This window comes from Desulfogranum marinum, assembly GCF_963675105.2.
Lineage (GTDB): Bacteria > Desulfobacterota > Desulfobulbia > Desulfobulbales > Desulfobulbaceae > Desulfogranum > Desulfogranum marinum.
Map to the genome: position 1 here is coordinate 428,957 of NZ_CAXXRO010000005.1, position 14,532 is coordinate 443,488.

Here is a 14,532-nt window from a genome sequence, read left to right on the forward strand (position 1 = left end):
TGACTGGTGTTTGCTATTTTTGTTGCTAATCAGGCAGGACCTGATAACTACCATCAGCGAACAAACCGACTATGGCCCAGGTGCCTCCCATAAAGAGGTCGCCTATGATCAGGCCGATGAAAAAGAATCGTAGTTTTTTAAATAAGACCACCCCGCCATAGCGCATACACAGCGCATTGCACATCCACCCGATAAAAAAAGAAAACCAGAGGATACGCATGGCAGACGAATAGGCGGTGAGGTAGCCAATGGGATGGATGGGCCACCAATAAAAACGGTGATAACAGGTGACCAGGATACCCATCACCACTGCCCCGACGATGGAGAATATTTTTACCCAGTGACCGGCTTCTATCCCGGTATCGTTGAGGCGGACAATATTCTCATAGACTCCCAAAGAGGTTCGGGTTGCCCATTCAAGCTGGAGTTCCCGTATTCCGTATTTATAGCACAGGGCAAGCATGGCCATGAAAGAAACCATGACCGCGGTTGTTAGTGTCAGGCCGATTCCGAAGAGCAGTAACCGCCTGTTATGCATATTGTGATGCACTTCACGTGCATGGAGCAACGAGGCCGTCAGGGATTCCCTGAGATCGACAAATAATACTTTTTGTGCCACCGCCGCAATCAGCAGACCGACCTTGCTGAAAAGTGCTGGGCCAAAGATGACCAGTAATCCGTCAAGAGGGGCAGCGGTCAGGGTAAAATAACCAAGTCCTCCCTGACATATGATCCTGGAGGCAACCAGGGTGATCATAAAAAAGGCGAAAACCGTGAGCAGGGCCGTGGTTGGCTGCATACCGAAAAAAATCGCCCAGCCGACAATGGCTGCCATCCCGGCCACTGCTATCCAGAAAGAGAGACGAATGGAAAACCACTCGGTGTTGACCGCCACCGGTCCTGTGGAAAAGGCCTGTTTAACGATGTGTTGCAGGTGATGCCTTGATAGCCAGACAAGGAAGACAAAAAAAACGCCATAGGCACCGATCATCTGGGTTTCTTCCGGGCGAGCCAGGGTAGGGCCAAAGGTAACGCCTAGAGAAGAGGCCGGTATATTATAACCAAGAACGCCAAGCAGACCGATGAGCAGGCTGCCGACTAAAAAGAAGAGCCAGCAGGAAAGGGAAACCTGGCGGGCAGCCAGAAAGGCAAAACCTATAAACACTGGATAAATATATATCTTAAGTTTTATAAAACCTGAAAGGATTCCCACCTTGGGGAAATAGGGTCCGGCAAGGATCAGGGTGGGGACGGATGGAACAGACGGGAAATAATAATTGAGCCCATTGAGCAGATGCAGGGTAACAGGTATGGACAGTCCCCACAGGAGATAGGGGTTTAATAAAAAGGAACGTAAACTATTGTTGTCAAAACTTTCCGCCATGAGAAGTGGAACCCGTAGCAGTGGAAAATTCATACGTTCGTTGTGAATCCACTGTCGGGAAAGCAGGTTGATCAGGGCAATCATGACGGTGTAGCAGAGCAGAATAAAAACCCCCCAGGCCAAAAGTGGTTTTATCCAATGTTGCCACGGGATATTGGCAATGACTTCCAGCCAGCCCATACGACGACCATTGGCCAGCCCATTGTAAAGGCCAGTGATGGCGCCTTCTCCTGGGTAGAGGAGGTCGGGTAAAAGTGGTTGAAGCGTTTCCTGCCAGTTGTTTTCAGCGGTGGCAAATTGAAAGGGAACCGTCAGGTTAATGAAAAAGGTTCGAGTGAGCCCGGTGTAGGCAATACCCGAAGCAATGACCATTTGTATCCAGACGACCAAAAGTTCCTGTCCGGTTATGAGTCGTGCTGTGGGCAAGACTCTGGCGATTATTCCGGCCAGCAAGGATGTGGTGAGGAGGATGTAAAACGGCGCAAGGGGAAAGTGACCTCCTCCTAAGGGTGTGGCCTGGTTATAGATGTTGTTGACCGGGGTGAGCGCACAGATGACTGCGGCCAGCATCGTTCCCAGGAGTACCGCCCGCAGGCGGATAGGTTTAGGGGCTGTTTCGGGAGAAGCATTCATGCTGTTTTCTCGGTAGTAGCGGGTGCTGTTCCTTGATCAAGGACCTTGGCATATTGAGCATGGCCTTCCTTGTCTAGCGATCTCCAGACAAGGAGCTGTTTACGAAGGGTATGGATAAACGCACTGTTGACTCGTCGCCATACCCCGAACTCACCGGCCATTCTGGTCAGGGTAACACTAATTTCAAGAAAATCTTCTCCTTCCTTTGCGTGGCAAAACCTGAGATCAACCCACTGCAAGATACCAAAATCAAAAGGAGCAAGCCAGACTTTGGCTCGCAGATGGAGACAGTCATCGGCCATTGGGAGCCGGTGTTGCCCGTAAGTTTCCATTTTTGAAGCATCAATAATCTCGATCGGGCCAGTGGAAAAGATACCGTGGGAGACATCCTGATGGGCGCTGAAATAGGCATGCAGAAAACCGCAGATGGACCCATGCTCATGAAAGCGCATTAAAAAGGGCAAGGTTACGGTCAGCGCATCTTGCTCGGCTTCGGGCATGACCCAGCTTTTATTGACGTCAGGTATGGCAATGGAGGCTGCAACCTTTGATGGGTAGATAACAGACAACAACACAACTCCCATGACCAGGAGCATGGCTGCCACACCGGCTGTGGAAGAATAATTAACCGTAATCCCTTCCCAGAGGCTTGTACCGGCAAGGAAGCCGGCGCTGGTTTGGGCCAGTAAGTAGCCCAGAACTACAGAGATCACGGCAAAGGCCAGTGCCTCGGCAATGAACAGGAAAGAGACATGGGTGGGAGCAAGCCCTACGGAAGTGTAGACCGCGATTTCTTTTTTTCTTTCATACACCGAACTGATCATTGTATTGAGGACGATAAGAATGGATATAACCAGTGGAATAAGGATGTTGGGCATACCCGAATACTGCATGGTGTCGCTTGCATTATAGACAAAAACCCCATCTGATTCGCTGCTGAACAGGGTCAGGTTGAACCGGTCCGTCAGGGTGGTGAGCATTTCATCACTGATGGGCTGAGGTGTTGTCAGGGCAATGCTTTTTAATTCTCCGCCTAGGCTGAGCAGTGTTTCGGCCGGCAAAATTAATACCTGGTCGGCACTTATATGCCGGTAGCGACCTTGGAAATTATGTACATCCTCTCCTGACTCCAGGGCATCTTTTTCCACTTCCGTCATTTCCCGCATGCTTTCCGAAGGAAAAATAGCCGGAGTCAGGATTTCGCCATCAAGATCAATGAATTCTTGAAGGCGTTTTTCAGAAAAAATACCGGTTACTTTGAGAGACATGCCCCAGAGGTTGAGGGTCGGCTGATCGGCATTATCAGGATCTCTATCTATTCGTTCTGCCAGGCTGGCAGGAATAATAACCCCATTCGGTTCGTCACTGTTGAACCAGCGGCCTTGAAGGAGGATGGAATCAATGCCGCTCAGCTTAGGTTCCATGGAGGAAAGTCCGGTAAGCCCCTGAAAGAGAAAAGGGGTTTTCCGCCAATTAACCTGAATACGGGCTGCTCGGGTCGGGTCTTCAGCGCTCAGCCATACCCTGGGACCTACCAAAGCCCGTCCATGAAACAGTGATTTGAATGTTGACAAGGTCTCCCTTGGCATTTTTGTCCAGCTGATGTCTTTAAACAGTACTCCCTGATAGGTGCCTTGTTCATCAAAGTTGAGTTTGTTTTGCCTGCGCGTGGTGTTGACAGTGGTAAAACTCATGATGGTAAAAGTCAGGATGATCAGGGTCAGACACGTCAAGGCGGTTCTGAGACGTCGCCTGCGCAGGTTGGAAACCCCTAGGTAGAAGGCAGCCATAAAAGCCTTCCAGGCAGAAATTTCCACTGGTCGTTTATGGGAGGCTCTTCGCTGTAACAGGATCATTTCGTTTTCAAACCGGAGGAGAATGATCATGGTGACCAGTAAGGAAAGACCGATGATGAAAAAGGCAAGAATAACAACTGTTGGGCTGTAGGCCAGAGCAAAGGCAGGATGCACCTGGGCAATGAGAGCGATGAGGATGCACAGAATAAGGGTAAAGGCCGTGATTCGTTTGTAAATTGAGACATAGCCGAACAGGAGACGTTCCATGCAAAAAGCAAAGGGCACGAAAAGAGCGATGTAAAACAGCACGCCGAACAAGACATCCTTCTGCGTCTTTTCTACATCTTCATACACTCGGCTGGCAAGCGCCCACGAAGTGTTTGCCGCTTCGCTAAAAAGTTGATATTGATTTTCCTGCAGAGCCTGGCGGGCGGTTTTAAGTGCAGCCACCCCCTGTTGCTGTAAATTTTTGATCCGCTCATTATGAATGCCATGGCGTTCAAGATTGGCTATTCGGGGCGCGAGTAGTGCCCAGTGGTCGCGAGCGGTCAGGTAATTGGTGTGATAGAGGGAAGGATGGGTGTCAACCAGATACCCTTGTCCCAGCGGATGAAGCGAATCTGAATTGGTAAGGAGCATCTTTTTCTTAAGGATCGTATCTGAAAGGGTCAGTTTTATCTGTGTACCCGGCTCAAGGAAAAGACTGGCAATGATCGAGGACCTGGTGTCAATACGGCTGTACCAGTAGCGTAGCGGTGGTGCCTCCCTGCGGCCGTCAATCAGTTGTAGTTTGGTCATGTAGCGGAGGCTACGTGGCTCAAGAAGATTAAAGAAGGTCACTTGTTTGCAGTTAAACATGACCAGGTCGGTACGCATGGCCTGACGCTGCATCTTAATTCGATAAGAAGCTTTGCCGGTGAGTTTTTTGTCAATGGCCCAGTTGGTGCCGTCATCCACAGGTGAAAATTTATATCCTTCCAGGATAACCTTGTCCTGTACGTGTTTTTTATCTGCCACCCCCTTGAGAAGGAACTGCCCCTGGAGATCGGTAAGCAGGTGGTAGCGGGCAGGTCCCTGGAAGGCGAGCAGCATGGTTTCCGGAGCTGGTTGTTCGGCAAACAGCTCGCCATGGAGGAGCAGACCGGCTTTGCCTGAGACTGTGGAAAACCCGTCACGAATGTATCCAAGGGGCAGATCCGCCGCTTTGTCCAGGCCCATGATCAGCGACTTGGCCAATTGCCACTGTTGGCTGGCTTTACTCCAGTCAATATGGTCAGCAGTGTCAAAGGGAGTACCCCATTTTGACCTGAGATCACCGGTGGTGACGAGTGACAGACCCGGCAATCCAGCGAGGCAGCTCACTTCTCCACCCAAGTGCGGCTTATCGGGCAGCAGGTCCTGCCAGGGATGAAGCCTGTCTGGGCGAAGGGTTGATATGAAAATGGGTGCGGTCGCCGGGGTTGCTGCTGCAACCTGCTGCAGGGCATCATCGATTTCACGAAAGGCACCGGTTCGATTGATTCTAGTGCGAAGCGGGTACATGAAACCGCGTTCAAATGCTCCTAATCCGCTGCCGTGGCTCGATAAGTGAAGAGAAATGATAGCGCGAGGCTCAAATTCAGCAAGCAGAGAACGGAATCGTCTGTTTTTTTTCAGCATTTTTTGCTGGCTGTTGAGTTCAGACAGCACGTTAAGGTGAGTAGCGATTGCCGATTGAGCAAGCGGTATAAGGAGTGTTGTCTCGTTTTTGTTCAGGTCGTTGAAGTTCGTGCGCCAGCTGATTTGACGGAGGAGGAGCCTTCTTTGGGCAAGCACCTTGATGCGTTTTTTTGACGCAAATGTCTCACCGGCCATGCGAAGGTTCATTAACTCGTTTGAAAGACGGTCAATATCGAGTTTTAGAGTTTCTCGCAACCCAGCTTGCAGGCTCATGCCATCAAGCTCTTCTGTTTTTCCTGCAATAAAACTCTGCAATGTATCAACGTAGCTACTGCGCAGCTTTTGATCAGCCTTGATTTCTTTCCCCATCTGTCGCAGGTCTTTGGAGGCAACCTTGGCTGTCCATATCATTTCCCGCATGCCTGCGAGTTCCTGACTATGACCGCTGGTTGCCACAAGGAGAAAGGGCCTTTGAGGGGGATTGTGATGGAGAAAATCGGCCAGATCGAGCAACGAAGCAATGGAAAGAGCTTCGTCCGCACCAGGGGAAGAACCGGGAATAAAAACTGAAGAGTCGTAAAAAGCTTCGACAATAAGGAGTTGATTTTTTTTGGTTGAATCGGTGCCGGGAAAAAGTGCGTACAGATTACGTCCTGCGCCTCGCTCCCATTGGATGGAACTTGTAAGTGTGACGGCTTGGGCAAGCGGTTGACGTTTGGGGGAAAGCTGTACGGGAAGGAAGCCGGCAAGTTCTGTTTCGTTTACCCAAAAGCAGGGAAACTGAATAGGGGAGAGCTCGATTTTATCTATAAATTGAGGACGCGTTGCTCTGTCGCTCCCAACATATATCAGTGCTTTTGCCCCGAGTGAAGCCGCATTGAGCCAGTTGCGGCCGGAATCAAAATCCATGAGGACAATCGAGCCGACAACTTCCAAACCATTAAAATCGCCAAGCTCACCTTTGCCGACATAGATCAGATCACCTTGTACGCCTTCTGGAGGAAGGTTTTGCGGCGTGATGGCATTGTAGTAAAGTGGATGGATAGGAAGGGAGGTATTGCCAATGCTGAGTTTCGATCCATGGTGACGGCGAAGAGGAAGGGCAAAGTCAATATATCCCGATTCCACCGGGCCAGCTGCAGCCAGTCGTTTTTCAATATACTCAGCTGCGGCAATGGTACCGGGAGTAGCAGTCGATCGATCGCCAAGGGAGGAGAAAAAAGAAACAGCCGTTTGCAAACTGCCTGCTTGCGGCAAAGGGGGGAGAGAGGCGGACGTTGCTCCAGTGTAAAACAGTATGGATATAATGAACGAAGCAATACAGAGTGGCATGGAACGCGGCACTAACCGTATTTGGCTGTCGCAAGTTTTTGCTGTGCTGTTAACGCTCATCAATGGTGCCTACAGAGATATTTAATTCTTCACGTTTTTCAATTTTGTCAATCCTGCCGTCACGAATCCAGATAACCTCATCGGATACGTTGAGCATTTTAAAATCGTGGGTCGCTGAAATAATAGTGACTCCCCGATCTGAACTCATCTGCTTGAGAAGATCTATGATTTCTTCTCCTGTGGTGAGATCAAGGTTTCCTGTGGGTTCGTCGGCAAGGATTATTGCCGGGTCATTGGCAAGGGCGCGGGCAACGGCTACCCGTTGTTGCTGGCCGCCGGAGAGTTCCGATGGCTTATGGCTGAAACGAGTTTCCAGGCCGACCTGCTTGAGTAGTCCCATACCTCGTTCCACTGCTTCATCATTTCCCGTACCGCCAAAGGTCATGGGCAGCGTCACATTTTCCAGGGCCGTCATTACGGGGATGAGGTTGAAAGTCTGGAAAATGTACCCTATTTTACGGCACCGTAACCAGGCCAGCTCATAGGCGTCCAACTGGGCAATATCAACTTCATCGATAAAGACTTTTCCGGAGGTAGGTTTGTCCAGACCGCCTATCATGTTGAACAGGGTAGACTTGCCGGATCCTGAAGGGCCCATTATGGAGATATAGCGGCCGGTTGAGATGGTCAGGCTGATACCTTTAAGTACCTCCAGCTGGTGTTTGCCAAGCTGAAAACTTTTTTTGACGTCAGTGGTTCGGACGATAGAGTGTTGCATAATACTCGTTACAGGTAAAGGTTACCGGACACTGAGCAAAGCGGGTGTGTACAGTTTAAGTATATTTTTGCAAGAGGTGTCATTGTTCCACCCGCATAGCTTCCACAGGTTCCATACGCGCTGCTTTAATGGCCGGATAAATAACACCAACCAGACTGAGCAGGCAGCCTGTGAGGGTAGCTTTGAGCATGGTGAGCAGCAGTGTTTGCAGTGGAAACGAATCAAACAAGGCGGTTCCCAGAGAAGACAGGGAGCTGAGAATCCCACTAACACAGCCGAGCAATGCTCCTGTAGTGGCTCCAACAAACCCCTGCATGGCTGCTTCAATTAAAAAGAGGAGCAGGACCACGCGGTCCAGAGCTCCGAGGCATTTCATTGTACCTATTTCACGAAAACGCTCTGTGACGGCCATAAGCTGGGCATTGACGATACCTACCACGCAAACCAGGAGGGAAAGGACAACTATCCACTGTTGTTTGGCATCTTCACCTATGGCTGTTGTCTGGGAGGTGATGTCAAAGCCGGCTTTGACAAGGGCCTGGAGGGCCGTAGGCTCGCCGGTCAGAAAAAGAGCATTGGCTAGATTGTTGCAGACTTGAATATAGCAGAGAAAAGCAACCGCCAACACCAGGCTGGTTGTGGTGATTAGGCTGCGAAAAAAACGCACCTTAATCGATTTATAGGCGATCTCAATGGATTTTGATAACGGCAGGGGGGGCAGCCTTTCCATATGTTTCCCTTATTGAATGTTATGCCGTTGCAGTCACATTACCTGGTTGAATAACATGCATTAGAAAAGATTCGGACTGCAGTTTAAAAGGGCTGGCCAAACATGACCCACATGTTTGTTCCTTCGTCTGATACTGCTACATCAAGTCTGGCTACTGAGCCGGCAAACAAACAGCGGAGGCCAACCCCTGCGTCTACTTTCCAGTCTTGAAATAATTCTGAGAGATCATATTCATTGGCCACTCTGCCTCCTTCGACAAAGCCAACCAGCTGCATCCAGTCGCTTTGCAGAAAGCGTAACCACGAGATGTTGCCCAGAGGGTTCCAATCCAGAGTGTATCTGTATTCAGCAGTGGTGTAAATCGCTGAACGGTCATTAAATCTGTCTTGTGGAAAGCCGCGCATCCGGTAAAAACCACCCAGGCTTGCTCCTTCATAAAAGGGTGGTCGGTTGCTCACTGTGGTAATACCGTCTGCATTGGTTGTTTCCTCCCAGCTGGGTGCATCGCCGGTCCAGAAGTTTAGGGCTATAATACGTTGTCTGGCATACTCTGAGGGGCCAAGAGAAAAATATTTGCTCGCTTCAAACTCTATAAATGTCCAGTCGTCCGGCGATTCAAGCCACCCAAAATCATGGGTAACAGACAGGTATTGTGAGCTCCCCATGGACGGATTAGTGGGGAAGTCTGTGTTATCATAGCTAACAGCTAGCTGAACAGGGTGGGTGGTTGCTTCAAGTTCCCCCTGGTCTGTGTCAAAGCTGCGATAACGATTATATTGTCTGAGCAGGAGAGTTGTGATACCGTTTTCCATCGGGTTCCATGTTTCACCACCCACCGGCGTTGACTGCAGCAGGCCGTTTTTTAACTTGTAGGTGACCATTCCTCTATCCTGACCGCTTCCCAAGGGAAGAACGTACTCGAGCCTAAAGTCGGTCCAGTTGTCATACCCCTTTTCTTCAATATAAGCATCTTTATCAGAGTCGTTACTGCCCGGCCGGGTTTGCCCCTTTTCAAAAAAAGGTGCACTATAGCCTCGCTGCCGCGGATAGTGACCGACCATTCCCTGTGCGCCGAAAAACAATCGCTGTGACCAGGAGGGCCTGTAGTCCCACATGCCGAGAAACAAACCGACTGCGGAATCAAAGCTACCAAATGCGGTTGAGCCCAGCAGCAATTGATCCTGGCCATAGCCTTTCATCATGCCGCCGACACCGATCGTGGTTCCCATGGAATCCGAAGAAAAAGCATAGGGTAAGATGAGGGTAGATTGCTGCTTTTTTGGGTTTTCATCGCGGATGGTCGTGTTTTTTACCGAGGTCATGGGTTTGGCCTGAAGGGTTGTGACCAGGATGGTTGGAAGGCAGAGTGCGAGCAGCAACGTTTTATTGAAAAGGTTCATGAAAGCATATCCTTAAATTGGCATTTTCTATAAAAGTAGGTACTGTCTGAAGGGTAGCATTTTCATCGAAATATGGCTACTTTTCACTGCGTTGAATTGAGAAAAATTATTTATACTAGTGTTGGATAGAAAAATATGAAAATATTCCTTGCAAGGCCACGCGGATTTTGTGCAGGCGTCAACCGGGCAATTGCCATTGTAAATAAAGCTCTTGAACGTCATGGAGCCCCGGTGTTTGTTCTCCACGAGATAGTACATAATAGCCATGTTATTGATGAGTTGCGAACTAAAGGGGCTGTTTTTGTTGAGCGACTTGAAGACATCCCCCAAGGTGCGGTTGCTATTTTCAGCGCCCATGGTGTTTCTCCAGCGGTTGAAGAAAAAGCCGTCAAGCTTGGCCTGCGGAGTATTGATGCTACCTGTCCCCTGGTGGCAACGGTTCATCGAAGGGTAAGCAGGCTCAATAAAATAGGATATGATGTCCTGGTTATAGGGCACAAGGGACATCCTGAGGTGGAGGGTACTTGCGGCCATGCCACCGGTAATGTGCATGTCGTTTCGACGGTCGAGGAAGTTGCTGAAGTTGTCGTGGCTGATGAGAGTATGGTCGGGTATGTCACTCAAACCACCTTGAGTGTGGATGACACCAAAGATATTTTTGAAGCCATCCACAAGCGATTTCCACTCAGCAGTGCTCCTGAACGTTCAGATATCTGCTATGCAACCACAAATCGGCAGCATGCGGTCCGTAAGTTGGCGGAAAAGGTGGATGTGGTGCTGGTCGTTGGCTCAAAGAACAGCTCAAATTCAAACAGATTGAGGGAGGTTGCCCAGTTGCAGGGAACTCCTGCCTATCTCATCGATCATGCCGGTGAGATAGCGTCAGAATGGCTGGCTGGTGTTGAGCGAGTCGGTATTACGGCCGGTGCTTCAGCTCCTGAACATCTGGTCACGGAGGTTATTCAGCATTTGGCTGGTGAGGAAGATGTCCCTGTTACCGAGCTGGAAGGAGAGGAGGAAAATATACGTTTCCAGATCCCGGATCTTGACGTTTAGTGAAAAAATGATGATCGAATTTCGTTGCTCATATCCTGAAAGGTGCAGGCAGGAAGGTGGTACTCCTGCACAAGCCGGAGCAGCAGATCAAGAAAAGCAAAGCCCTGTCGGTTCATCAGCTGGTGATGCAGCATAATTCCCATGATCCCTGAATCGGCTGCCTGGTTTATTTCTGCATACAGTGCTTCCCACGATGTTGTAGCGTCCTGTTCTTTACGGGTATGCAGGTCTATGTTTATTTGTATATCCGGCAGTTCCGCAGGTGGAAGCGGCGCTGCTTTTTTAGATCGTGAAACTGCGTAAAATCGCTGTTCCGCAAGTGTCTCCAATGTGTGCGAGGAGCATCGGTTCCATGGCGGCGTAAACGCGGGGTGGAAGGCCTCTCCCAGCAGGTTTGCCAGTTTATTTTTGCCGTTTACTATATCCTGTTTCACTTCGTTTTTAGTTCGGGAACGGCCAAATTCCGCCTTTTTGCCGGCCTGCTCATGGTTGGTGTGGCTGTATCCATGCTGGTGCCAGCACCATTGGCTACTTTGCGGTTGGTACTGCTGGTAGTGAGACCAGGTAGCACTATCGATCCAGGTGGGGACTACCGCAAGGCAAAGCGGTATACGGTGGGTGAGAAAAAGCTCCATCAGCGGATGAAAGAGCGGATCTGTTTTTCCACCGATATCATCTGCACGAAAAAAAATAGGCGTGTCTTTATAGGCTGAGAGAATTGTACGCAGGCTTTTTTCGGTGTTCAGCGGAAGAGGGGCTGTCCAAAGCGGTGCCGGGAGATTTTTCATAGGGTTTCTTTTTTGCCTTTGGCCATTGCCAGTAATGTTTGCGCTGTCTGGTTAGCTCCGTCCATTGCCGGTTGTTTTGACGGGGACGATGGAACGTGCAAGGCCTCGTGCATGTGGTGGGCAAGAACAGGCGGCAGCAGATCCTTTGCCTCAAGCAGGGTGATTGGCACATAGTGTTGGAGCCGTTCAGCACGGAGTCGTTGCTCATGGTTTTGGTTGAAAGGATAAATGAGCGCTGGACAACCGGCTGCAACCACATCCATGGTGGTGTTATAGCCGCCCATGGAAACAGAGAGGGCTGCTTGTCGAAGCGCTGCAGGCAGGTCATCACAGAAGGTGGCTATCCGGGCATGGTCGCCCGCCAGTTTTATCAACCTCTGTTGCTTCTCCTGTTCCAGATACGGTCCTGTGTAGAGGTTCAGGATGGATGGAGATTGACTCGCAAGGAGCGTATGCGCCTTGAGTGTTGCTTCCAACAAGGCATAGCCAACACTTCCGCCGCCGGCACTGGCAACTATCAGAGGCAGGGCCGGCGTTGTTTTCTGTACGCTTTTTTCTTGCTTGGGCGGGCGATGCACATACCCTGTATAAACAGTTTGTATCTTGAGATCGGCCATTCGGCTGAAGGTTTCGTTCAGGCGGATGACAGCAGGGTCGCTGTGGATGAGCAGCAAATCAAAAAAATGGTTGAGCCTTTCCACTGCCCGTCGCTCAAATTTCACTCGGTTGTCTCTTTCCACAAGTATATCACGAACGCTTGAAGCTATGAGGCAGGAAGGAAGTTCCTGTTTCGCCTGCTCGAGCAGTGGGGCAATTTCAAAATGAAAACCATTTCTGCCAAAGGGGTAAAGCTCTATGAGGAGGATATCCGGTTGGACTTCACGCAAGCAATTGCCGATAATTTTTTGCCGCTGCTTTTTAATTTTCTCAAGTGGTTCACCGGTGGGGGGGGAGAGGGTGGAAAAGGTAGCGTCCATCATCAGCGGTGGGAGCTGAACAGTGGTGACATGCTCAGGAGGGGCCAAGTTTATCTCTGCGCCACCAAGAAGCAGGGTGATCTGGTGTCCTTTTAAAGCCTTGAGTATCTCAAAAGTTCGGACAAGATGGCCAATACCGAGCACATGTTGGCAGTATACTAAAATACGCATGGTGCTTCAGGCTGAAAGTGGTAAATGATTAAGGTGGGTAAGGGCAAGCGCTGAATTATGCATTGCAAGGATGTGAAGGTGGTATTTTTTGAGAATAGTCGGTTCTTCAGGCAAAAAGGCGCGGCCGCAAAGGTGATAGAGTAAACATTTTATAACGCCTTCGTGACACACGATAAGCATTCGCTGCCCTGGCCAGGTTTGGCTTGCTTGATTGAGCGCTTCTAAGCTGCGCTTGAGAACTGTTTGGCGTGATTCTCCTCCTGGGGGCCGGAATTGCCATCCCTTTTTTTGAGCTACTTTGAGAAGAGCCTTGTCCTGTTGTTTGATTTCGGCCAAGGTAAGCCCTGTCCATGCACCCCAATCTTGTTCTCTGAGAAGACCGTCAGTACTGCAGGGAATGTGCAATTGTTGATTGATAATTGCGGCAGTGTCTTTGGCTCGACCCAGGTCACTGGAGATGATTCGCTGCCACCCCAAGGCCCCCAGCGTTTCTCCCCATGTCTCGGCCATTGCTCTTCCTCTGCAGGAAAGAGGGCTGTCCAGTTGTCCCTGGATTTTTTTTTCTTCGTTCCAGAGCGTCATGGAATGTCGAATTAAACCTATTTGTGTGGAATCAGTTTTCATGGCGAAGCAAGATGTGGATGGTTTTGCCGGACAACATCCTGGATGCGGGAGCCCATTGTTCCATAATTTTTTTCTTTATCATGATGTTGCCTGACGCGCTGAGCAGCATATTTACCCATCTGTCGGCGCAGCTGCTGGTTTGTCAGCAGGGTTTTGATATTGGCTGTAAACGCATTTTTGTCGGTGACCGGAGAAAGTAAGCCGCTTTTTTTATGGATCACCACTTCTGGAATTCCACCATTGTCGCAGGCTACAACAGGCAGACCACACGACTGTGCTTCTAAAAATACCATGCCCAGCGATTCGCGAAAACCGGGAAAGGCGAAAATGTCACCTCCGGAATAGACTTGATACATCTGCTCGTGTTTGAACGCGCCTGTAAAAACGACGCTATCAGCCAGGTGCTGTCGTGCCAATTGGTGCAGGTACTGTTTCTGCGGGCCATCTCCTGTAATGACGAGTTGAAATAAAAAACCTTGTTTACGAAGCTTGCCGCAGCATTCAATCACCCAGGCTATCCCCTTACTCTTGACATCGGCGCGAAACATGGCCGCTGTTAGAATAACGGGCATTTTGTTGGTTTGCCACCGTGTATGCATTTTGTGCCGGGACTCTCTATCAAAACGAAAACGTGCCGGTTCTAAACCAGGCTTCACATAGGTTAGTCGATGCGGGGGCACTATCCTTTGCAGGTCGACCAGGTTGTGATAGCGATCGCTGATATGGAGATCTGCCTGTAATAATGCTTTTTTATTGAGGATAAAGCCTGGGATGGTGTGGAACTGTCTGCGAAATTTTGTGGCATAACTCCCCTGGCAGATAATATAGGGCAGACCGAGCTTTTTAGTAACCGTCGGCCCAACGATATCAGGCGCTTTATAGTAGCAATGATAGGTAAGCCAGCAATCCACCGGTTCTTTTTGTAAACGGTGGATAACTTTTTTTATTTCGATAAGGGCTTGGAGGATATGGCTGGGGTTCCAGTAGATCCAGCGGCATCGCAATTTGCTGACAATAAAAACCTGGTGGCCTTGGCTACATAAGCTTGCATATATACCTCTGCCTATCATCTGGTCCCCTGAAGGCGTGGGATGATCCAGCGGTTTAAATGGTGCGTAAAAAGCAATGCGCATTACATGTCAGCTCCAGTAAGCAGGCGTAAACCGTAAACACTACAAAGCGGATAGATTTTAAAAGGTTGTTG

General features: G+C 49.7%; 10 protein-coding genes. 1 reads left to right on the top strand and 9 read right to left on the bottom strand.

From position 1 onward, the window contains the following. Positions 1-25: 25 nt before the first annotated feature. From ACHZCY_RS22415 to ACHZCY_RS22435, 5 genes are all read right to left on the bottom strand, one after another. A complete protein-coding gene (locus ACHZCY_RS22415) occupies positions 26-2,017 on the bottom strand; it encodes a DUF6785 family protein (protein WP_319550464.1) in 1,992 nt (663 codons plus the stop codon). Continuing rightward, the gene (locus tag ACHZCY_RS22420; protein ID WP_319550465.1) at positions 2,014-6,864 is read right to left on the bottom strand and encodes an FtsX-like permease family protein; all 4,851 of its coding nucleotides are present in this window, start codon (positions 6,862-6,864) and stop codon (positions 2,014-2,016) included. The genes ACHZCY_RS22415 and ACHZCY_RS22420 overlap by 4 nt, the downstream gene beginning before the upstream one ends. Continuing rightward, entirely contained in the window at positions 6,854-7,582 is a 729-nt protein-coding gene (locus tag ACHZCY_RS22425; RefSeq protein WP_205223854.1) for an ABC transporter ATP-binding protein, read from the bottom strand. Before ACHZCY_RS22425 ends, ACHZCY_RS22420 begins: the two co-directional genes overlap by 11 nt. A 79-nt stretch (positions 7,583-7,661) precedes the next feature. Further along, positions 7,662-8,312 carry an ABC transporter permease gene (locus ACHZCY_RS22430; RefSeq protein ID WP_319550466.1) on the bottom strand — a complete coding sequence of 217 codons (651 nt, stop codon included), beginning with the start codon at positions 8,310-8,312 and terminating at the stop codon, positions 7,662-7,664. 83 nt (positions 8,313-8,395) lie between these two features. Continuing rightward, the gene (locus ACHZCY_RS22435; protein ID WP_319550467.1) at positions 8,396-9,712 is read right to left on the bottom strand and encodes a BamA/TamA family outer membrane protein; all 1,317 of its coding nucleotides are present in this window, start codon (positions 9,710-9,712) and stop codon (positions 8,396-8,398) included. Between the two features lie 135 nt (positions 9,713-9,847). Here ACHZCY_RS22435 and ispH point away from each other — a divergent pair, with 135 nt between their 5' ends. Continuing rightward, positions 9,848-10,768 carry a 4-hydroxy-3-methylbut-2-enyl diphosphate reductase gene (gene ispH / locus ACHZCY_RS22440; protein WP_205223857.1) on the top strand — a complete coding sequence of 307 codons (921 nt, stop codon included), beginning with the start codon at positions 9,848-9,850 and terminating at the stop codon, positions 10,766-10,768. On the opposite strand, the gene ACHZCY_RS22445 is transcribed toward ispH, so the two are convergent. From ACHZCY_RS22445 to ACHZCY_RS22460, 4 genes are read right to left on the bottom strand one after another with little or no spacing between them, the layout of a single operon-like run. Beyond that, positions 10,765-11,556, bottom strand: coding sequence for a DUF2334 domain-containing protein (locus tag ACHZCY_RS22445; RefSeq protein ID WP_319550468.1), 792 nt, complete (start codon positions 11,554-11,556; stop codon positions 10,765-10,767). The two genes, ispH and ACHZCY_RS22445, sit on opposite strands and share 4 nt — an antisense overlap. Next, positions 11,553-12,704 (bottom strand): glycosyltransferase family protein, encoded by a 1,152-nt coding sequence (locus tag ACHZCY_RS22450; RefSeq protein WP_319550469.1) that lies wholly within the window; start codon positions 12,702-12,704, stop codon positions 11,553-11,555. Before ACHZCY_RS22450 ends, ACHZCY_RS22445 begins: the two co-directional genes overlap by 4 nt. Positions 12,705-12,710: 6 nt before the next feature. Next, positions 12,711-13,328 (bottom strand): histidine phosphatase family protein, encoded by a 618-nt coding sequence (locus tag ACHZCY_RS22455; RefSeq protein WP_319550470.1) that lies wholly within the window; start codon positions 13,326-13,328, stop codon positions 12,711-12,713. Beyond that, positions 13,325-14,461, bottom strand: coding sequence for a glycosyltransferase family 4 protein (locus tag ACHZCY_RS22460; RefSeq protein WP_319550471.1), 1,137 nt, complete (start codon positions 14,459-14,461; stop codon positions 13,325-13,327). The genes ACHZCY_RS22455 and ACHZCY_RS22460 overlap by 4 nt, the downstream gene beginning before the upstream one ends. Positions 14,462-14,532: the final 71 nt, after the last annotated feature.